The organism is Chryseobacterium artocarpi, from assembly GCF_001684975.1.
Classification (GTDB): Bacteria; Bacteroidota; Bacteroidia; order Flavobacteriales; family Weeksellaceae; genus Chryseobacterium; species Chryseobacterium artocarpi.
The window spans coordinates 602,900-623,728 of record NZ_MAYH01000012.1 but is presented as its reverse complement, the minus strand read 5'-3'; the positions used below and the strand labels follow the sequence as shown (position 1 = coordinate 623,728).

The 20,829-nt window shown below is 35.1% G+C and carries 17 protein-coding genes; 2 read left to right on the top strand and 15 right to left on the bottom strand.

The features are described 5' to 3' along the window. Positions 1 to 8: 8 nt before the first annotated feature. Positions 9 to 1,013, top strand: a complete 1,005-nt coding sequence (locus BBI01_RS07265; RefSeq protein WP_065394006.1) for a hypothetical protein — start codon at positions 9 to 11, stop codon at positions 1,011 to 1,013. A 160-nt stretch (positions 1,014 to 1,173) separates the two neighbouring features. Here the strand turns inward: BBI01_RS07265 and BBI01_RS07260 are convergent, their stop codons facing one another. The 10 genes from BBI01_RS07260 to BBI01_RS07215 form a co-directional block, all read right to left on the bottom strand. After that, on the bottom strand, positions 1,174 to 2,229 hold the full coding sequence (locus BBI01_RS07260) for an alpha/beta hydrolase (protein WP_065394005.1): 1,056 nt from the start codon (positions 2,227 to 2,229) through the stop codon (positions 1,174 to 1,176). Then, positions 2,213 to 3,487, bottom strand: coding sequence for a PepSY-associated TM helix domain-containing protein (locus BBI01_RS07255; protein ID WP_065394004.1), 1,275 nt, complete (start codon positions 3,485 to 3,487; stop codon positions 2,213 to 2,215). The genes BBI01_RS07260 and BBI01_RS07255 overlap by 17 nt, the downstream gene beginning before the upstream one ends. Before the next feature lie 244 nt (positions 3,488 to 3,731). Next, positions 3,732 to 5,906 (bottom strand): TonB-dependent siderophore receptor, encoded by a 2,175-nt coding sequence (locus BBI01_RS07250; RefSeq protein WP_065394003.1) that lies wholly within the window; start codon positions 5,904 to 5,906, stop codon positions 3,732 to 3,734. A 211-nt stretch (positions 5,907 to 6,117) separates the two neighbouring features. After that, positions 6,118 to 6,612 carry a hypothetical protein gene (locus BBI01_RS07245; RefSeq protein ID WP_065394002.1) on the bottom strand — a complete coding sequence of 165 codons (495 nt, stop codon included), beginning with the start codon at positions 6,610 to 6,612 and terminating at the stop codon, positions 6,118 to 6,120. Positions 6,613 to 6,728: 116 nt separating this feature from the next. Next, positions 6,729 to 7,565 carry a hypothetical protein gene (locus tag BBI01_RS07240; protein WP_065394001.1) on the bottom strand — a complete coding sequence of 279 codons (837 nt, stop codon included), beginning with the start codon at positions 7,563 to 7,565 and terminating at the stop codon, positions 6,729 to 6,731. Between the two features lie 87 nt (positions 7,566 to 7,652). Next, positions 7,653 to 8,096, bottom strand: coding sequence for a hypothetical protein (locus BBI01_RS07235; RefSeq protein WP_065394000.1), 444 nt, complete (start codon positions 8,094 to 8,096; stop codon positions 7,653 to 7,655). 117 nt (positions 8,097 to 8,213) lie between these two features. After that, entirely contained in the window at positions 8,214 to 11,396 is a 3,183-nt protein-coding gene (carB, locus tag BBI01_RS07230) for a carbamoyl-phosphate synthase large subunit (RefSeq protein WP_065393999.1), read from the bottom strand. 59 nt (positions 11,397 to 11,455) lie between these two features. After that, on the bottom strand, positions 11,456 to 11,809 hold the full coding sequence (locus BBI01_RS07225) for a four helix bundle protein (RefSeq protein WP_065393998.1): 354 nt from the start codon (positions 11,807 to 11,809) through the stop codon (positions 11,456 to 11,458). A 40-nt stretch (positions 11,810 to 11,849) separates the two neighbouring features. Beyond that, complete coding sequence (locus tag BBI01_RS07220; RefSeq protein WP_065393997.1) at positions 11,850 to 12,923, bottom strand: carbamoyl phosphate synthase small subunit; 1,074 nt, start codon at positions 12,921 to 12,923, stop codon at positions 11,850 to 11,852. Positions 12,924 to 13,134: 211 nt separating this feature from the next. Continuing rightward, complete coding sequence (locus tag BBI01_RS07215) at positions 13,135 to 14,025, bottom strand: aspartate carbamoyltransferase catalytic subunit (RefSeq protein WP_065393996.1); 891 nt, start codon at positions 14,023 to 14,025, stop codon at positions 13,135 to 13,137. A gap of 239 nt (positions 14,026 to 14,264) precedes the next feature. Here BBI01_RS07215 and BBI01_RS07210 point away from each other — a divergent pair, with 239 nt between their 5' ends. Continuing rightward, positions 14,265 to 14,726: an Lrp/AsnC family transcriptional regulator gene (locus BBI01_RS07210; protein WP_065393995.1), complete on the top strand. Its 462-nt coding sequence runs from the start codon at positions 14,265 to 14,267 to the stop codon at positions 14,724 to 14,726. Between the two features lie 402 nt (positions 14,727 to 15,128). Here BBI01_RS07210 and argH read toward each other — a convergent pair whose 3' ends face one another. The 5 genes from argH to BBI01_RS07185 all read right to left on the bottom strand — a co-directional run bounded on the left by argH (position 15,129) and on the right by BBI01_RS07185 (position 20,797). Next, a complete protein-coding gene (argH, locus tag BBI01_RS07205; RefSeq protein ID WP_065393994.1) occupies positions 15,129 to 16,433 on the bottom strand; it encodes an argininosuccinate lyase in 1,305 nt (434 codons plus the stop codon). Between the two features lie 313 nt (positions 16,434 to 16,746). Further along, on the bottom strand, positions 16,747 to 17,829 hold the full coding sequence (locus tag BBI01_RS07200) for a M20 family metallo-hydrolase (protein ID WP_065393993.1): 1,083 nt from the start codon (positions 17,827 to 17,829) through the stop codon (positions 16,747 to 16,749). Continuing rightward, a complete protein-coding gene (gene argB, locus BBI01_RS07195) occupies positions 17,804 to 18,598 on the bottom strand; it encodes an acetylglutamate kinase (RefSeq protein WP_065393992.1) in 795 nt (264 codons plus the stop codon). Before argB ends, BBI01_RS07200 begins: the two co-directional genes overlap by 26 nt. An 83-nt stretch (positions 18,599 to 18,681) precedes the next feature. Continuing rightward, positions 18,682 to 19,635, bottom strand: coding sequence for an N-acetylornithine carbamoyltransferase (locus BBI01_RS07190; RefSeq protein WP_065393991.1), 954 nt, complete (start codon positions 19,633 to 19,635; stop codon positions 18,682 to 18,684). 22 nt (positions 19,636 to 19,657) lie between these two features. Further along, the gene (locus BBI01_RS07185) at positions 19,658 to 20,797 is read right to left on the bottom strand and encodes an aspartate aminotransferase family protein (RefSeq protein ID WP_065393990.1); all 1,140 of its coding nucleotides are present in this window, start codon (positions 20,795 to 20,797) and stop codon (positions 19,658 to 19,660) included. Positions 20,798 to 20,829 lie beyond the last annotated feature (32 nt).

The following is a 20,829-nucleotide window of genomic DNA, read 5'->3' as shown; positions in this document are numbered from 1 at the left end:
CTTAAATAATGAAGATTAATACAGCCATAGCGCTATTATTTTTACCACTGGTAATTATCAGCTGTAAAAAGGATGAAAAAAAACCGGTTGAGAATCCACCAACAATCACAAAGGATTCTGTACAAACGGTAAAGACTGAAGAGGAAATAGATTTTAAGAATTTCAACATTTTCAATATTTCAACCATACAGCGTAACGAGCTTATGGATTCTTTCATTTCTGTATCCGATATTTATCATGATAAACAGGCAGTTCCGATAGAATTTCTAAAAAAACAAAAGGAAGTTCCTTTTTCCAACATGGGACATGTGGAACTGGATAATCAATACAGAAAAAAGCTATTGAATGGGAGTCATATTGCCGAAAGTGATACATTATATCTTTATAACTACGGCGCGAATAAACTACAAAAAATCCCGGTAAATAAGCTGAAAACCGTAGCTTATCTTTCTCCATATACCACAGAAGGAGAAGAAATTGATTCGGATTCTTATATGGTAGGATTCCAGATTGATAATCAGAAAAGTATGGATATTTTCGACAAGTATACCAATTCTTTAGCTTACTTTGGGAATAGAAACCCTTTTGTAGAGAATAAAATGAAAATGATCAAATGGGAAAAAGCCGGTAATGATGTTCAGAAAAAATATTTTTCAGGTTCAAAGCTTAAATATGGCGGTATTTACCAATCCAAATATGATAATCTTACCTACTATGTACAAGACCTTCTTGAGGAGTACGGAACACAGGAACGTAAATTGGTTGTCATTAATGAACACAATGAAAAAGTGTTTGAAAAAACATTTATCAATGACGATGGTGTAGAATTCTATCCGCTTGAAAAAACGGAAAATGATGATGTCAATTATTCTGCTCAATGGACGGGTATTCTTTTTAAAGGAAAGGCTCCTGTAGTTTTTAATTTTTCTTCTGCTTCTTTTGGATGCCCAATGATTACCTTTATAGATAAGGATAAAACGGAGCTTGAAATAAAGTGTGATAATAGACATTAAAGATCAGCAGAATCTTTAAATATGATAAAAGGCAAACCTGTGAATGTATCGGTTTGCTTTTTATTTTCATACAAATGAAGTTTGAAATTGTATATAAAATGAGGTGCATTGAACATTCATCAACACACCTCTATTTTCATCCTTTTATATTATATATCAATTATTTAACCTTAGGATAAAGTTTGTTTTTCAGATTCATAAAATAAGTTTCAGGTTCTTTGAAGTCATTGCTTTTCATAAATTTAAGAACTATATTCAGATAAGATTCAGATGGAAAGAATTCTGTTCCCATTTTTTTGGAAAACTGCTTATAATCTTCTTCCAGCAAACCAGGATTTTTTGCCAACTGTTTAATATCCGTTCTAAAGCCTTTGAATATAAATTTTAAAGCTTCATAATTTCCCGGATAAGAAACTGTTCCGTGAACTTCTCCCGGAAAAAAGGTGTGTTTGTAATTCAGAGAGCCATTTTTCTCTACAATTCCTTTGAATTTCTCAATAGCCTGTGTCATGTCTGAATTCCAGTTTTTCTGTTTTTCTTCATTGTCTGCCTGAGAAACATACAGCATTTTATGAGCAGGAAATTTTTTATTCTTTTCCAGATATTCTTTAGTTCTCGTAATACTTACTTCATTGTCCCACCATAAACTTGGGTCATTTGCTACATAAGCATTGAAGTAATCCGGATGCATAAGAAAAGTATTGATGGCAAATAATCCTCCGAATGAGTGCCCTACCAATATAGAATAATCCTGAGTTCTGTAATTTTTATTGATAAAAGGTTTCAGTTCTTCCTGTAAAAATTTCACAAAGTTTTCACCGCCACCGCTATCTGCGAAAAGAGTTACCTCGGGATTTACCGGACTTTTCTTTTGAGATTTTGTGGGTGTCAGGTCTCTTGTACGCTCCGTATTTTTAATTCCTACAACAATACATTCCGGAATGTCTGCGTAAGGAGTTCTGGCAATAAAATCGGACAGTCCCGTATAATATTCAAAATTAATTTCTCCGTCTAACAGATAGATTACCGGATATTTTGCGGGATTGATTTCTTTATCATTATAAGTTTTCGGAAGATGAATCCATATTTCTCTGTTTTCATTTAATACTTTAGAAAATACGTTCTGCTTCTCTCCTATGGTTACTTTTTCCTGAGCTTTTCCAAGGGTGAAAAATGATAATCCTGATAAAAGTAAAATTTTAAACCAATTGTTCATGATGGGATTCTTTTCTGTGTTGATGAATATTTTTAATTTCTTTGTTCTTTTTTGGTGATTTATTTCTTCTTCCCCACCAGATTAAAAATCCTGTAACAGGAAGGCTGGTACATATAATTCCGATCACGAAAGTGAAGATTTTCCCAAACATTCCGCCCCAATATCCCACGTGCAGGTCGAAGTTCATGTGTTCAATCACTTCATGCATCAGGACTTCTTTTGGATAATTGATCTCATCACCTGTATATTTATTGACTTCTTTACTTTTTCCGTCAATAATGCTTTTCAATCCGATAAATTTTGCAGCAACTACATTATAAACCGTTGCAGAATCTTTTCTTGGAATACTCATTCTAATCTGCTTAGCTTCCGGAATTTCTTTAAAACCTCTATCAATAAAGTCTGTAAAAGACAATGCTTTTTTGTCGGGATCAAATTTCGGTTCGTATTTTTCAGCGATTTTATGGGCATCCGGAGCTCCTCCAAAAGTAACCTGGGTAAGATCTGTTAAAACCTTATACGCCATGATCAATCCGGTAATGGTGATAAAGACAGCCGGAAGCAATGAATAAAAGCCGAAGACATTATGGAAGTCGTAATTTTTTCTTCTCCATTTTGTTCCGGATTTGATTTTAAATGCTGTCGTCCTTGTTGTTTTGTTCCATTTCTTGGGCCACCAAAGGATCAATCCACCAATTAATTGAATGAAAAATATGATAGATGCTACTCCCACCACTGTTTTACCGAATTTACCTGCCAATAATTGAGCGTGAATATGGGCAACAACATAAAAGAATTCATAGCTTTTTGTAGAACCCATTACTTTACCGGTATAAGGGTCTAGATAATGATAGGCAAAAACACCTCTGGGACCACGACCTTTTCCTTTGGGTTTGTCTGCTTTGTCTGCATTTTTATCTTTGGGAGGCTTGGTTGCTGATGCCACACGGAAAGTTCTGCCTGCTTCTTTGTATGTATCGAAGTAAAAGGCTTTTCTGTCCGGAACCTGTTCATGAAATTTAACAAGTAATTCTTCGGGTATCATTTTTTTTGCATGAGCCGGAGCCTGAATGTATTTTGCATTTCCGGCACAGAGATCTACAATTTCATCACAAAACACAAAAACGGTTCCTGAAAGGGTTACCGTAAGTACAATGATTCCTGAGACAAGTCCCAGCCATAGATGGAGCCATCCTGTAATTCTTTTGGTCAGGGATTTTCCCTGCTTTTTCTTTGGGTTAGTTTTTTTATTTTCCATATCTGAATCTGAAGATTGCTTTTATGATTGTTGGAAGGCGCGAATAAATGAAACAACATGCTGTTTTTAAGGCGCTAGAAAATCAAAGATTTTCAGTAGTTATCTGCTTAATATGTGGGAGATTATATTATATAGCCACGAATGCACTAATAAATAATTCGTGAATTCGTGGCAAAAAATAGCATGTTACATTATATTCTCTGTCTTTATGTTTTCCAACAGCTTATTTTTGTTTTTTATTTTATTAGAATTTAAATGCAAAATTTGCCAGAATTTCTCTTGGTTTCTGTGGCTGCCCATAGAAGTTCCAGTACGTTTGATTCAAAGCATTATTCATTTTCAGACCTATTCTGTATTTTTTCTTATCGTAGAAAATGGTAGCTCCTACAGATGTATAGGCAGGTGCTAAGAAATGATTGACAATATTGATATATGCTTTATCCACAAAATTGAATCCAGCTCCGAAACCAATTCCTTCATAAGTTCCATTCATGATCTTATAACTTGTCCAGAAATTTGCCACATGTTTTGGAGTCCAGGCGCTTCTTTTTCCTGCATCTATACTTCTATCATCAAATTTATTGTCATTATAACCGTATCCGGCAACTATATTCCAACCTTTAACTGGGTTTGCAACAATATCAATCTCAAAACCTTGATTTTTAATATTTCCATCCTGAATATAAAGTCCGGTAATTCCTGACGGGTCAGCAACTAAACGGTTTTTAATTTTCATATTGTAATAACTTACTGTAGTTAATAGCTTTTTATTCAGTAAATCTAGTTTAAACCCTGCTTCAAACTGATTTCCTTGTTCAGGTTTATATTCAATAAAAGTATTTCCATTCTTATCTCTAGGATCTCTTGTTGGCGCTACATTCTTGAAACCATTGACATAATTGGCAAAGAATGAAACCTGATTTTTAACAATCTCATAGACTAATCCGAACTTTGGGGCAAACTGAGTTTGGGAATATTCACCTTTTCCTACTACACCATTGGTTACAATATTGTCATTTTTATAGTGATCCATTCTTAAACTTGCCATTACTAATAGGTTATCCGTAATATTAAGCACATCTGATGCATACACACTGAATGTTCTGGATTGTGTAACATCAAAGTTCGTTGGTTTTACATTACTATTGGGATTATTCGGGATTCTTTCCAGATTTTCCACCATGCTTCTGGAGATAGGCTGCCATGCTGAAAATTCATCCAGCTTAATGATATCATATGGTGCAAATGCAGAGCCTTTTGTATCTTCTTTTGATGTTTTAAACATTCCATACTGATTTTTAGCAGTCTGCTGATAGTAATCTAATCCTACAACCAAACGGTTTCTCAATTTCCCTATTTTAAAGTCGCCAATAAAATTCTGCTGAATATTGTCTGTGGTAATTTTATAACTATCAAACGGACGAATTCCTCTACTCACCGTATTATTATCCAGATATGTTAAAACAAGGAATATAGATTCATTCTCATTGGCTTCACCTCTTTGGTAAGATGTTCTGGAAGTCCATTGATCATTAAATTTATGGGTAACTTCCGCCATGGTTACAAAATTTGTTCTTTTGGAACCGATATCATTACTTGTAAATGACCTGCCGTGAATGGCTGAAAGATCTTTCATAGAATGGAAAGTCAGGTTATCAGACTTTCTTACATAAGCATTCAATGTTTTCTCCGGAGCATGGAATTCTGTGTCTAATGTTACTGTCGTTTTATCACTTACTTTATACAAAATACTTCCTGAAAAGAACAGACCTTTGCTATATCCTGCATCCTGAAATGAGTCCTGAGAATAAGCAGCTACATTAAATCTTGCCAATGCTGTCTTTTCTTTATTTAAAGGGGTATTCACATCGGCTGTAATTCTGCTCATTCCCCAGCTTCCGGTGGTATAATTGATAATTCCACCGAAGTTTTCCTGTGGTTTTTTGGTGATTACATTCACCACTCCACCATAGTTTGCCAGGGTTCCTCCAAACAATGTTCCAGATGGTCCTTTGATTACTTCTACTCTTTCAATATTAGCTATTTCCGACTGTACTCTTGGATTTTGAGTCAATCCATTTCTAAAGCTTGCATTGGAACTGAATCCTCTCAGGAAAATATCGTTTCCGCTATCGTTTACACTGTTGTTTACTACAACTCCTGGCGCCGAAGCCATTGCTGTATTAAAATCAATAGCTCCCATTTCACTGATGATTTCTTTGGGAACAAGGTTGTAAACGGTTGGATTTTCAAGATTTTCCAGTGGAAGCCTTGCCACTGATTCAGATTTTTTGGTTCTGTAATTGTGAGTTCCTTGCAGGGATACGGATTGGATCTCGGCTACTTTGAGGGTGTCACTTTGTTGTGCACTCAACATGGTCACTGCTAAAAAAGATGCAGAAATAATCGTTTTTTTCATTTTTATAATTAAGCTTAGTGTCGCAAAATTACTTTATTTTTATCGATTCTAAATAAAAATATGATACAAATCATAAAATCTTGCTAAAAAAAAGCCCATAAATAAAGGGCTTATGAAAGTTCACAAACCCTTTATTTCAATTATGTATGATATTTCAACGTCTTATTTTAGCTCTACGTTTTATATTTTTGATAAAATTTAGTTCTATTTTCTATACAACCACCATTGTAGACATATAGTAATTGGCACAGTGTAATGACGTTAGTAAAAGTAATTCTTTACTGTTATAATCTTCAAAGTTTTCAGAGGTAGTTATCTGATATTCATAGTTTAGCGAATTCCATTTGAAATGGGGTTTCATGACTAAAAGTTCGGTTCCAATTTTATCTGTGAGTACAAAAGAGTCCTTAAAAATACCTCTGTGCTTGAATACAAAGCTGTCTTTTATTCCATCAAAATAGGTCTGCACAATGATTTCACCATTCCAGTTCATCCTGAATTTCAAAAGAACTCTGTCTCCGTCTTTTAATTCAATGGTTGTTCCCCAAAATCCCTTAGGCTCTATCTGATAATTTTTATGATGTGCCATTTCAATCACAGCATTGAACTTAAACCAGCTGCTGTAGGTAATTTTTCCTGTTAGCTGATCTTCTTTTGTTATTTCAAATGATAAAGAATTGCTGGATTTTGCTTGGTATTCTGCCATGATTATTTTGAATTTGGTGAAGTTTGATCCGTTTTTTTAATAGTATTGGATAATTTATATTTTATGACCCCCTAATTTACAATCTCTTAGATAAATCAACAAGAAAAATAAACGCATTATTTTCTTCCAAACCAATATTCCCATTTTTCATGATCAATTCCGAATTTTCCCTGCCACCATCGTGCAGGATAGCCTACATCATCATTTCTGATAGGTCTGTGTTCTCTCTCGGGATAAGTAACGAATTTTTTGTCATATCCAAAGTGTATGTCATCATGTAAAATGCCAATTACTCCTAAAATTTCCAAGACACCTAATCGTTCTCCTTCGTTTGATTTGAATGTTTTAGAAATATTCTTCTTGAGTTGAGAAATTCTGTCATCAGGTTCAGATTCTTCAATTATTTTTTTCAAATCCGTTAGTATTTTATAGTCATTCTCAACAGGTTTGACGACAGGAAGTTTCGGGAATTGTTCCAAATCAAATAAGACCTGGATTAAGCTATCAAAGCAAGCCCCATGTTTATATTTGAAATAATTGATGGTGTTAAACTCAATAGGATCTTCAAATTCATAAGTATTAAGTTCACAAATGGCACAAATCCCCTCATTAGGCTCCGGACTTGGCGTAAAACTATGTTCTACCAATGATTTTCCGATGCAGTAACTTGATAAAAAAGAACGATACTCCAATTGTCTTGTACTTAAGCTATAAAGAAAGGCATCTACAACTTCTTCTTTTTCAATTTTGGCAACTGCTGTTTTTATTCTTCTCCCAATTTCATCATGGCTTATATTTTCCTGATCGTACATTACAGAATTCTTCTTGGCATATTCAAAATCCTCTTTTGTAATATACTTCATATAAGAATCCCAATAAAACCAATCTCTTAAGCTTTCATTCTGAGAGGTTTTTATAGTTTTGAGTAAAATTTGTATTGCTTTTTTGTCCATTTAGGCTGGCTGTTTTTGATAATAATTTGATTCTAAGGTTCTAAACCTTATAGGTTTTTAAAACCTATGAGGTTTGATATATCCATCTTATTCAATTTTATAAACATAATCATTACTAATAAACTTAGTTTTCTTCTGCAATTCTGTAGGACTAAAAAACTTTCCATCAACCTCAATACTTTTTATCATATACCTCCATCTTCCGTTATGGCTTTTAGCAATTCTTGTGGTTGAATTTGGCTGAATTTCCAGAACAATAGCAGAATCTTTCACTTCTATCTTTTCAAGCGACTTCAGATTCTTGACTTTTCGAAAAGCTCGTGGAGATAATATTCCGTTTTCATAATTAAATCCAAAGTTATCAGGATCTTTATTAATTGATTTTGAGATTGAATAATTATAATTGATCTTTATTATTTTTTTGCTTCCGGTGTGGTTTTGAATATAAAATTCAGTCAAATAAGAACACGCTGAAAGAACCGTTACAAGAATAAAACTTAAGAATATTATCGTAATTGACTTTATACTCATTCTACTGAAGTTTAGATGGTTTTTGTAAAAATAAACAGATTAGTTTAATTGATGAATTTTTCCAATAAAAAAATCCCGCAAGAAAACTTACGGGATTTAAATATTTATGTTTCGAAATTACATTATCTCCATTTTGAAGCTCATGCTTTCGATTACTTTTAGAATGGCTTCTACTGTATCCATTGAAGTTAAACAAGGAACTCCGTTTTCCACACTCATTCTTCTGATCTGGAATCCGTCTCTTTCTGCTTGTTTACCTTTTGTAGTTGTGTTTACTACATACTGAACTTTTCCTTTCTGGATCAGGTCGATAAGGTTTACACTTTCTTCTCCTATTTTGTATCCTATTTTGCAAGGAATTCCTTTTTGTTCGAAGAATTTCGCTGTACCTTCTGTAGCCCAGATTCTGAAACCTACTTCATGGAATCTTGCTGCAAGATCAGCTGCTTCTTCTTTGTGCTTATCTGCTACTGTGAATAAGATAGAACCGTGCATTGGAACTTTTCTTCCTGCTGCAACTAATCCTTTGTAAAGTGCTTTTTCAAGAGTGGTATCTTTCCCCATTACTTCTCCTGTAGACTTCATTTCAGGTCCTAGAGAGATGTCAACTTTTGTCAGTTTTGAGAAAGAGAATACTGGTACTTTTACAAATACTCCTTCTTTGTTTGGAACTAATCCGTTTTCATATCCAAGGTCTTTCAGTTTTTGTCCTAAGATTGCTTTTGTAGCAAGGTTAGCCATTGGAACTTCAGTGATTTTAGATAAGAAAGGAACTGTTCTTGAAGAACGTGGGTTTACCTCGATTACATATACATTTCCTTCAAAAAGAACGTACTGGATGTTCATTAATCCGATTACATTCAGTCCTTTTGCCAATCTCTTTGTGTAGTCTACTAAAATATCGATTTCACTCTGAGAGATATTTTGTGGCGGATATACTGCGATAGAGTCTCCGGAGTGAACTCCTGCTCTTTCGATGTGCTCCATAATCCCTGGAATCACTACTGTTTCACCGTCGCAGATCGCATCTACTTCGATTTCTTTTCCAACCATGTATTTGTCTACTAAAACAGGGTGCTCAGGGCTTGCATCTACTGCATGCTCCATATAGTGCGCCAATTCTGCTTCTGCGTATACAATTTCCATTGCTCTACCTCCCAGAACGTAACTCGGACGTACTAATACCGGGTAACCGATTTCATTAGCAATTTTGATTGCCTCTTCTTTTGAAGTGGAAGTTCTTCCTTTTGGTTGAGGAATTCCCATTTCCTGTAAAGCTTTCTCGAATTTATCTCTGTTTTCTGCTCTGTCAAGATCTTCAAGGGAAGTTCCTAAAATCTGTACTCCGTGAGAAGCTAATTTATCTGCAAGGTTGATGGCTGTTTGCCCTCCGAACTGTACGACTACTCCTTTAGGTTTTTCAAGCTCGATAATGTTCATTACATCTTCTTCCGTTAGTGGTTCGAAGTATAATTTATCGGAGATTGAGAAGTCTGTAGAAACTGTTTCCGGGTTGTTGTTGATGATGATCGCTTCATACCCCATTTCTTTGATTGCCCAAACTGAGTGTACTGTTGCATAGTCGAATTCGACTCCCTGTCCGATTCTGATAGGTCCTGAACCTAGAACGATGATCTTTTCTTTATCAGAAACTACGCTTTCGTTTTCTTCTTCGTAAGTTCCGTAGAAGTATGGCGTTTCACTTTCAAATTCAGCAGCACAAGTATCTACCATTTTGTAAACCGGCATCACTCCGTTTTCTTTTCTGAAATTGAAAACTTCACGTTCTTTTACATCCCAAAGAACTGCGATATTAATATCTGCAAAACCTAATCTCTTAGCTTCGACTAATGTTTCTTTGTCAAATTTGTTAGCCGCGATTACTTTTTCGAAGTCAGCTAATTTTTTAAGTTTCCAGATGAAGAATTTATCAATTTTGCTCCATTCTACAATCTGTTCCCAATCGTATCCTCTTCTTAAAGCGTCTCCGATGATGAATAATCTTTCGTCATCACACACTCTGATTCTTCTTTCGATTTCTTCAGCAGTAAGCGCCTGAGCTTGTTTTGTTTTTAATCCTAAGTGCTTGATTCCTGTTTCTAAGGAACGAATTGCTTTCTGTAAAGACTCCTCAAGGTTTCTTCCGATTGCCATTACTTCTCCGGTTGCTTTCATCTGAGTAGAAAGTCTTCTGTCTGCAGTTTCGAATTTATCGAATGGGAATCTTGGGAATTTAGTCACCACATAATCCAGAGCAGGCTCGAAACATGCGTATGTTTTTCCTGTTACCGGATTCATGATTTCATCTAATGTTAATCCTACTGCGATTTTTGCAGCGATCTTTGCAATCGGATATCCTGTTGCCTTACTTGCTAACGCTGATGAACGGGATACTCTAGGGTTTACCTCGATGATATAGTAATCGAATGAATATGGATCTAATGCTAACTGTACGTTACATCCACCTTCAATTCCTAATGCTCTGATAATTTTTAAAGAAGCGTTTCTCAATAACTGGTACTCTCTGTCTGAAAGCGTCTGAGAAGGTGCAACTACGATTGAGTCTCCTGTGTGAACTCCAACCGGGTCGATATTTTCCATGTTACAAACCACAATGGCATTGTCGTTTGCATCACGCATTACTTCGTATTCAATTTCTTTGAAACCGGCAATTGATTTCTCGATAAGACACTGTGTAACCGGGCTGTGTTTCAAACCTAGCTCAGCAATCTCTTTCAATTCTGCCTCAGTGGAAGCGATACCTCCACCTGTTCCTCCCATGGTAAAGGCAGGACGAACAATTACAGGATAACCAATTTCGTCAGCAAAAGCCAATGCTCCTTCTACTGTATTTACAATATCAGATTCCGGAACCGGCTCATTTAATTCTCTCATCAATTCACGGAAAAGATCTCTGTCTTCTGCTCTGTTGATCGCAGAAAGTTTAGTTCCCAATACTTCCACTTTGCATTCTTCAAGAATTCCTGATTTTTCAAGCTCTACCGCCATGTTAAGACCAGTTTGTCCTCCAAGAGTTGGTAATAATGCATCCGGACGTTCTTTTCTGATGATGTGGCTTACAAACTGTAATGAAATCGGTTCGATGTATACTTTATCAGCGATTTCCACATCTGTCATGATTGTTGCAGGGTTTGAGTTGATCAAAATTACTTTGTAGCCTTCTTCTTTCAAAGACAGACAAGCCTGCGTTCCTGCGTAATCAAATTCAGCTGCCTGCCCGATAATGATAGGTCCTGAACCGATTACTAAAATTGTTTTTATATCTGTACGTTTTGCCATTTTTCTTTTTTTAGATACAAGATGTTAGATGTCAGATTTCAGACTTCCAACAGGATGTTTTACTTTTTTAAATTAGATTTGAATGTATAAATCATTCTTTGAATTTCATTCAGATTTGCTATTAAACTATCTACTTTTTCTGCATCAAGTAAATTCAATTCTCTAGTTAAAATTAACTGTGTCTGTAGTTCAAAAGAGGATGCATTTGCTATTCCAAGAAAATGATAAAATTCTCTATCATTATTTCTCCCCGCTCCTTCCGCTATATTTGAAGGAATAGAGATTACAGAGCGTTTAATTTGAGAAATCAAACCAAACTTTTCATCTTTAGGTAACTCCACACAAATGACATAAATCTTTTTTGCAAGTTCTATTGATTTCTGCCAAAAAACTAGTTTTTCAAAATTATGCATGATAAAGTCTGTTATCTGATGTCTAATATCTGAAGTCTTTTTATTTCTTAAAGTCTTCCATCATTTGGATAAACTCATCAAATAAGTAGTTTGCATCTTCTGGACCAGGGCTTGCTTCCGGGTGATACTGAACTGAGAAACAAGGGTGAATTTTGTGTTTTAAACCTTCGTTTGTTCTGTCGTTCAATGCGATGTGTGTTTCGATAAGGTCTGTTCCTTTTAAACTTTCCTGATCTACTGCATATCCATGGTTCTGAGAAGTAATAGCTACTGTATTTTTCGCTAAATCCAATACAGGGTGGTTTCCTCCTCTGTGCCCGAACTTAAGCTTAAACGTTTTTGCTCCACAAGCAAGACCGATTAACTGATGTCCTAAACAGATTCCGAAGATTGGAACTTTTCCAAGCAATCCACGGATCATATCTAGAGCGTGTGGTACATCTTCCGGGTCACCAGGACCGTTTGAAAGCATGATTCCGTCTGGATTCATCAATAAGATTTCTTCTGCAGTGGTATCCTGAGAAACTACGATGATGTCACAGTTTCTTTGAGATAATTCTCTGATGATTCCTAGTTTTGCTCCGAAGTCTACCAATACTACTTTGAAGCCTCTGTTTGGATTTGCATAAGGTGTTTTTGTAGAAACTTCTTCCACCTGATTAGTTGGGAAGTTTGTTTCTTTCAATTCTGTTGCAACTGCCGCTCCATCAGCATCAGCATTCACAATTTTTCCTTTCACTACTCCGGAGTTACGAAGAATTCTTGTCAGTCTTCTTGTATCAATTCCTGAAATTCCTGAAAGGTTTTTCTTCTTAAATAATTCATCTAAAGTAATCTGAGTACGGAAGTTAGAAGGAAGATCGCAAAGTTCTTTTACGATAAGCCCTTTAATTGCCGGCTCAATACTTTCATAATCATCACGGTTAATACCATAATTCCCGATAAGCGGATAGGTCATACAAACTATCTGACCGCAATATGATGGGTCAGAGATCAATTCCTGATACCCTGTCATTCCGGTATTGAAAACTACTTCACCTGCAGTTTCCAATTCTGCTCCGAAACCTTCTCCATGAAACACTTCACCGGACTCCAGTATTAATTTTTTCTTCATTTTTTCTATTTAGATTTTCTATTTTTTTAACAAGTGCCTCCAAGAGGCTTTTCTTTTTATATCCCAAGGGTTGCACCCTTGGTTATTAATAGGTCGCCCTTACAGGGCTCACAATTGTTATGTTCTTTATTTTACATAGGTATCACCCTTGGCTATTATCAGGTCGCTCCTACGGAGCTCACAATACCTTTTTACTTTTACCTTGACTCTTTTATTTAAAGGTAAACCCTTTTTCTTCTAATGCTTCTTTTAAAATTGCCATTCTTGCGAAGACACCGTTCTGCATTTGTTTAAAGACTCTTGAGCGTTCGCATTCTACAAGGTCTGAATCTATTTCTACCCCTCTGTTAATTGGTGCAGGGTGCATGATGATTGCTTCTTTTTTCATTGCTTGTTCTCTTTCTTTAGTCAGACCATATCTTTTATGATATTCCGAAGCAGAGAAACTCATAGCTGCGTCGTGTCTTTCGTGCTGAATCCTTAATAACATAAGAACATCTACTTCAGCGATCAGCTCATCCACTGAAAGGTAAGTTCCGTTGATTAACGCTCCTTCATCAAACCATTGTTCAGGTCCAGAGAAGTATACTTTAGCGCCTAATCTTCTTAAAGCTTCAGCATTTGAGTTTGCTACACGGCTGTGTTTTACATCTCCTACAATTCCTACTTTCAATCCTTCAAATTTCCCAAACTCCTGATAGATTGTCAACAGGTCCAGCATACATTGTGACGGGTGGTTACCTGTTCCGTCTCCTCCGTTGATCACAGGGATCTTAATATTTTTTAATTCCTCAAAATATCGGTCTTTCTTGTCACGGATCACTACTAAGTTTACTCCCAGACTTTCTATGGTCTTTACTGTATCATAAAGGCTCTCTCCTTTATTAACTGAGCTGTGTGAAGCATCAAAGGGAACAACCTGAAGTCCCAATTTTCTTTCTGCAATATCAAAACTTGTTTTTGTTCTTGTACTATCTTCGAAGAAAAGGTTTGAGCAAAAAACTTCTCCTTCAATTTTAGCAGTTTTACCATTTGCAAAAGCCATCGCTTCTGTCAGTATACTGTTGATTCTCTCGGTACTTAGTTCTGTAATCGTAAACATAATTCTTATTTTTGGGCATAAAAAAAGCGAAGACAACAATCTTCGCTAATAACAATAAATATCGTAAAGGGCGCTTTCGCCCGGTAAATCTAATGATATAAATGCTTTTTTATTCATTAAGTGCAAAGATACAACAATTTTATGAACCTACAAAAACAAAGTTTAAAATAAATTAAAAACTTACGAATTCCTTATTCTCATTTAAAATTAATATTTTTGTTAAAACTCAAATATAGTTTATGGATTTAAAAGACAAAATGATTCTCAGCATCATACAGGAAGACTCTACTTTATCTGTTAAAGAAATTTCAGAAAAGATAGGTCTTACCTTTACTCCAACGTACGAAAGAATCAAACAATTGGAGAAACAGGGAATCATTGAAAAGTACGTGGGTCTCTTAAACCGTGAAAAGTTGGGTTTAAATATTGTCGTTTACTGTAATGTCCGACTTAAAGAACAATCCAAGAAAGTATTGGAAACCTTCGAGAAGAACATTATAAAATATGACGAGGTACAGGAAATCATCAGTCTTTCCGGAGAATATGATTATATGTTGAAAATTATCGCAAAAGATATTAATTCTTATAATGACTTTGCTGTGAGTGTAATTTCAAATCTTCCCAATATTGGACAATACCACAGCTCTATCGTTCTCCATGAGGTTAAAAAATCTACCAAGTTTAAAATTGATCTGGAATAAGTCTTTTTATTTTAAACTTAATATTAATTCCGGTTTCACTTACTGAAAGTCTTTGACTTTCTTGCGTCTTGAAAATAATATATATCAGTATCATTTTGCGCCTTTGCGTTTTCAAATAGGCTTTTAAAATCTCTTATTTGGTTATAAAAACGCAAATACGCAAAAGAAATTTATAAACTTTATGCTTTAAGACACAAAGATTTTATCTTCGATAAAATTTACAACTGAGTAGTTTTCAAAAAATTAATCATCAAATTCAAAGAGCGAAGTAAAATCCAACCATTAAGATCGCTTAAGCAAATAAGATTTAAGGATTTACAAACGATAAAACATAAGGCGTATTCTAAAAGTAATTTTAGATTTTTATGTCAGCTTAACTGTTTGACCTTAATGGTTTAGATTTTAACCCAATAATTTATTTTTCAGTTTATTGAACTGATATTCTATTTTATCCAGACAAAGATTTCCGATACTTCCCTGATGGGTATGATCCAAATCTCCGATTTCAAAATCAAATTCATTGTTTTCAATCTCCTGCCCTACTTTTACATAGGCATCACGGAAAGAGCTTCCGCTTTTCACTTCTTCATTGATCTTCTCTACACTGAAAAGATATTTATATTTTTCATCCTCTAAAATCCCGTCTTTCACCTGAATATTCGGTAAAGTATAGCTTAAGATCTCAAGACATTCTTTTAAGGAATCAATTGCAGGGAAAAGAATTTCCTTTGTCAGCTGTACATCTCGGTGATATCCTGATGGAAGATTATTCGTTAATAGGATCAATTCATTGGGTAATGATTGAATTCTATTGCATCGCGCACGAACCAGCTCAAAGATATCAGGGTTCTTTTTATGTGGCATAATGCTGCTTCCGGTCGTAAATTCCTTAGGAAAACTGATGAAATCAAAGTTCTGATTTAAATACAGACAAACATCATACGCAAATTTCCCAAGGGTTCCGGCTAAAGTAGCCATTGACATTGCCAGTAACTTCTCCGACTTTCCACGAGTCATCTGAGCATATACAGAATTATAATTCATTGATTGAAATCCTAAATTATAAGTCGTACTCTCACGATTGATCGGGAAAGATGAGCCATAGCCCGCTGCTGAACCCAATGGATTTTTATTTATGATATTTTTCACTGAAAATAACATCTCAACATCATCCAAAAGTGCTTCTGCATACGCCCCAAACCATAGTCCGAATGATGAAGGCATCGCTATCTGCAAATGGGTATATCCCGGAAGCAGAACATTCTTATGCTGGTCTGCCAATTGAATCAAAATCTGGAAAAAATCATCAGTAAGTGCAGTAATTTCACGGATTTCATCTAATAAATAAAGTTTTATATCTAATAAAACCTGATCATTTCTTGATCGTGCAGTATGGATTTTTTTTCCTGTATCTCCTAATTCCGCAATCAGGATTGCTTCTATCTGAGAATGGATATCCTCAGCATCTTTATCAATTTCAAAACTCCCATTTTCTATTTTATTTAAAATATCATTCAATACAGAAAGCATCTGCACTGATTCTTCGTTGGAGATAATTCCGGTTTCTGCAAGCATCTTACAGTGTGCCATAGAACCTTTAACATCATATTTTGCTAAACGTTCATCGAAGTCAAGGTCTTTTCCTACTGTAAAATTATTGACTAATATATTGGTGGCGAGGTCATCCTTTTGCCATATCTTTTTCATAAATAAGTATTGATTTTCTACGATCACACATTCCCGTAAAGGACTTATGTAGTGATCTGATTTAAAATATTTGATTGATTTTGACAAGCCCAGCAAGACTTTCCTTAAATTACTATTAACTATAAAAAAACACTTCCTTATTATATAAAGTCACTATTTTTAATCGTATTGTTTGCATAAATCCTTATTAAAAACGTAAACTTTAAATGTCTGCTGAGCATTAGTCAAAATATATTGTAAGCCGAAAGTCTGAAGCTGAGAGTTAATAACAAACCGTAAAAACTTCCTTTCATACATCTTCCTGCTCCATCATTTATAACACTTTTTCCAAAACCCGGATATAGATTTCTATCCCTTCCTCTATTTCACTGATATAGATGAATTCATCCGCTGTATGAGAGCGCCTACTGTCTCCAGGTCCCATTTTCACAGATGTGCATGGAATAATTGCCTGATCTGATGAGGTTGGTGATCCGTAGGTTGTCCTTCCAATTTCCAATCCTGCCTGTACAAATGGGTGATCCATTTCTATTTTTGAGGAATTCAGTCGGAAAGATCTTGCAGTAAGTGTTGATTTCATTTGTGACTGAATGATTTCAAAGGCTTCTTTATTGGAATATTCATCCGTAACCCTTACATCTAATGTGAAATTACAGGATTCGGGAACGACATTATGTTGTACTCCGGCGTGAATTCCCGATAATGTTACTTTAACTTCTCCAAGATATTCTGAAACCTTTGGGAATTTAAAGTTTAAAATCCCCTGTAAGTCCTGCATACATTTCACAATTGAATTGTCATCATTGGGATGAGCAGCATGAGAAGGAGTTCCTTTCATCTCTCCGTCAATTACCAACAGTCCTTTTTCAGCGATTGCCAGATTCATCTGCGTGGGTTCTCCTACAATGGCAAGCTCGATATTAGGTAACTGTGGAAACAGAGCCTCGATTCCGTCAAAACCTGAAATCTCCTCCTCTGCCGTCAACGCTATCACTAAATTATATTTTAAATCTTCTTTATCATAAAAATGTAAAAAAACCTGCGCCATGGAAACCAAAGAGGCTCCCGCATCATTACTTCCCAATCCAAACAGTTTACCGTCTTTTTCAATCGGCACAAACGGATCAAGTGTGTAAGCTTTATTAGGTTTTACGGTATCATGATGGGTATTCAGTAATACAGATGGTTTGAATACATCAAAATGTTTATTCACCGCCCAAATATTATTTTTAAAACGTTTGGTAGGGATCTGGTGTTTCTTGAAAAAGTTTTCAATCTCCACCGATGTATTGAATTCATCTTTACTGAATGAAGGAATTTCAATCAAATTTTTAAGCAATCCGACCGCATTATTTAACAATTCTTCTTTATTATAAACAGATTTCAGTTCCTGCATGATGATTCTCTATATGATTTTTTAATTCGGTTTCTTTAATCAGAAATACCTTATTTACATTATTCTTTATGGCTCCAAGAGCGTTTTCAAGTTTGGGTAAAATCCCTTTGTGTAATTTTCCTTGTTCTTTCAGTGTAGAAAATTCTTCTTCATTTACACTTTTAATAATAGATTCCGGATCATTTACATCTTCTAAAACACCTTCTTTATCAAAACAATACAACAATTCTACTTCATATTTCTCTGACAGCGCCTGAGCAATCACAGAAGCAATGGTATCAGCATTTGTATTGAAAAGGTTTCCTTTTTTATCGTGTGTAATGGCTGAAAATACAGGAACAAGATCCAGTTTAATTAATTTTGAAACCAATTTCTTGTTCACACTTTTCTTATTGATATCGCCCACAAATCCAAAGTCAATTTCAGGATGTTCTCTTTTTTTAGCTTTAATAAGATTTCCGTCAGCTCCGGAAAATCCTATCGCATTACATTTTTTATGTTGTAATTTCTCAACAATATTTTTATTGATTCCTCCAGCGTATACCATTGTTACAATATCCAATGTTTCTTTATCGGTAATCCTCCTTCCGTTAATCATTTTCTGTTCTATTCCGAGTTTATCTGCCAGCGTTGTCGCCAACTTCCCTCCACCGTGAACAAGAATCTTCTTATCATTAATTCCGGAAAACTGATCTAAAAACTGATCCAGTAATCGTTCATCATCAATGAGCGCTCCGCCTATTTTTATGATGTATATTTTCTGTTTCATTTTTTTACTTATTGTATATGGATAGAATAATAGGAATAAATTCCTATTTTGAGATTAAATCGTCCCTTCAGGACTCATTAGGGTTATTTTATATGATCTAAAATTTCGCTAAACACGGTTTGGGCTGAGAAAATACGGTTCTTTGCCTGCTGATAAATGATAGAATTTTCACCATCCATTACCTCATCACTCAATTCAACATTACGACGAACGGGAAGGCAGTGCATTACTTTTGCATCATTAGTGTTTGCCAGTTTTTCATTGGTCAACATCCAATTTTCTTCTACTTCCGGCATTGCTGCATAATCATCAAATGAAGACCAGTTTTTCACATAGATAAAATCGGCATCTTTCAATGCTTCATCCTGATCATGAATTATTTTTGTATCTTTTGTAAAAGCTGGGTCCAAATCATAACCTTCCGGATTAGTAATCACAAGTTCCACATCCATTTCCTGCATCCATTCTGCAAAAGAATTTCCTACAGCATGTGCAATTGGCTTAATGTGTGGTGCCCATGTTAAAACAACTTTCGGCTTATGATCTTTTTTCCAGTTTTCTGTAATAGTGATACAATCTGCAAAACTCTGTAATGGGTGACGTGTTGCCGATTCCAAAGAAATAACAGGAACTGTTGCATGTTTTTCAAACTGACTTAAGATACTTTCGTTCACATCATCATCCTTGCTTTTCATCCCTGCAAAACAACGAACAGCAATGATATCACAATACTGGTTTAAAACCTCAATAGCATCTTTGATATGTTCTACGGTATCTCCGTTCATCACAGCTCCATCTGCAAATTCAAGGTTCCATGCTTCTTGTGCAGCATTTAATGTCAACACATTTAAACCTAAGTTTTGTGCTGCAATCTGACTGCTTAAACGTGTTCTTAAGCTTGAATTTAAGAATACAAGACCTATTGTTTTTCCTTTTCCTTTTTCTGTTTCAGAAAGTGGGTTTGCTTTAATTTCTAAAGCCTTTTTTATAATTTGCTGCAAGTTTTCTACATCACTTACAGAGGTAAATTTTTTCATTTGAATTGATTTTAAAGATTACTTAAATATTTTTCAACACTTCTTTCAAAGCATTGATAAAAAGATCCGTTTCCTCTTTTTTGATATTAAGTGCCGGAAGAATCCTTAAAACACTTTTATCATTAGAGTTTCCGGTGAAAATATGATGATCGAACAGTAAGCTTTTCCTTACTTCTGAACAGTCTCTATCGAGTTCTATTCCGATCATCAATCCTTTCCTTCGGATGGATTTAATATGTGGTAAATCTTTAATTTCATTTTCAATATACTCACCCATTTGTTGAGCATTTTCGATAAGATTTTCATCTTTCATTACATCCAGAACGGCAATAGAAGCTACACACGCTAAGTGATTTCCTCCAAAAGTTGTTCCCAACAAACCATTGCTAGCTTTAAACTTAGGATTGATTAAAACTCCGCCAACAGGAAAGCCATTTCCCATTCCTTTTGCTGTAGTAATTATATCTGCTTTAACTCCAAATTCCTGATGCGCAAAGAAATATCCGCTTCTTCCATATCCTGACTGCACTTCATCCAGAATCAAAACAGCATCATATTTCTCACACAATTCTTTAATCTTAAATAAGAACTCTTCTGTTGGAATCATAATTCCGCCTACCCCCTGAATTCCTTCGATAATTACTGACGAAATTTCGTTTCCGTATACCTCAAAAGTTTGTTCAAGCTGTTTGATATCATTCCATTCGGATTTGATGAATCGTTCTGAAAAATTTACAGGAGCAACAATTTTAGGATTATCCGTTACAGAAACTGCCGCAGAAGTTCTTCCGTGAAATGATCCTGAGAAGTAAAGTACTTTGCTTTTTCCATTATGAAAAGAAGCCAGTTTTAATGCATTCTCATTCGCTTCAGCTCCTGAATTACACAGAAAAAGATTATAATCTTCATATCCTGAAAGTTTTCCCAGTTTTTCAGCCAGTTCAACCTGCAATTCATTCTGAACAGAGTTAGAATAGAAAGAGATTTTTTCTAATTGCTCTTTCAACTTATTTTGGTAATGTGGATGATTATGTCCAATTGAAATCACGGCATGACCGCCATAAAAGTCAAGATATTGCTCTCCTTTATCATCCCAAAGAAAAGATCCCTGAGCTTTAACTGGGTTTATATTAAATAATGGATATACGTTGAATAAATTCATGTCTTTTTATAAATGATAATTGATTAATGAAA

Excerpts from the sequence above, each read along its gene's own strand:
- carB (WP_065393999.1), bottom strand. The coding sequence starts at position 11,396 with ATGGCAAAACGTACAGATATAAAAACAATTTTAGTAATCGGTTCAGGA.
- argH (WP_065393994.1), bottom strand. The coding sequence starts at position 16,433 with ATGAAAAAGATATGGCAAAAGGATGACCTCGCCACCAATATATTAGTC.
- BBI01_RS07225 (WP_065393998.1), bottom strand. The coding sequence starts at position 11,809 with ATGCATAATTTTGAAAAACTAGTTTTTTGGCAGAAATCAATAGAACTT.
- BBI01_RS07210 (WP_065393995.1), top strand. The coding sequence starts at position 14,265 with ATGGATTTAAAAGACAAAATGATTCTCAGCATCATACAGGAAGACTCT.
- BBI01_RS07215 (WP_065393996.1), bottom strand. The coding sequence starts at position 14,025 with ATGTTTACGATTACAGAACTAAGTACCGAGAGAATCAACAGTATACTG.
- BBI01_RS07200 (WP_065393993.1), bottom strand. The coding sequence starts at position 17,829 with ATGCAGGAACTGAAATCTGTTTATAATAAAGAAGAATTGTTAAATAAT.
- BBI01_RS07260 (WP_065394005.1), bottom strand. The coding sequence starts at position 2,229 with ATGAACAATTGGTTTAAAATTTTACTTTTATCAGGATTATCATTTTTC.
- BBI01_RS07235 (WP_065394000.1), bottom strand. The coding sequence starts at position 8,096 with ATGAGTATAAAGTCAATTACGATAATATTCTTAAGTTTTATTCTTGTA.
- BBI01_RS07240 (WP_065394001.1), bottom strand. The coding sequence starts at position 7,565 with ATGGACAAAAAAGCAATACAAATTTTACTCAAAACTATAAAAACCTCT.
- BBI01_RS07255 (WP_065394004.1), bottom strand. The coding sequence starts at position 3,487 with ATGGAAAATAAAAAAACTAACCCAAAGAAAAAGCAGGGAAAATCCCTG.
- BBI01_RS07190 (WP_065393991.1), bottom strand. The coding sequence starts at position 19,635 with ATGAAAAAATTTACCTCTGTAAGTGATGTAGAAAACTTGCAGCAAATT.
- BBI01_RS07245 (WP_065394002.1), bottom strand. The coding sequence starts at position 6,612 with ATGGCAGAATACCAAGCAAAATCCAGCAATTCTTTATCATTTGAAATA.
- BBI01_RS07185 (WP_065393990.1), bottom strand. The coding sequence starts at position 20,797 with ATGAATTTATTCAACGTATATCCATTATTTAATATAAACCCAGTTAAA.
- BBI01_RS07265 (WP_065394006.1), top strand. The coding sequence starts at position 9 with ATGAAGATTAATACAGCCATAGCGCTATTATTTTTACCACTGGTAATT.
- BBI01_RS07220 (WP_065393997.1), bottom strand. The coding sequence starts at position 12,923 with ATGAAGAAAAAATTAATACTGGAGTCCGGTGAAGTGTTTCATGGAGAA.
- BBI01_RS07250 (WP_065394003.1), bottom strand. The coding sequence starts at position 5,906 with ATGAAAAAAACGATTATTTCTGCATCTTTTTTAGCAGTGACCATGTTG.
- argB (WP_065393992.1), bottom strand. The coding sequence starts at position 18,598 with ATGAAACAGAAAATATACATCATAAAAATAGGCGGAGCGCTCATTGAT.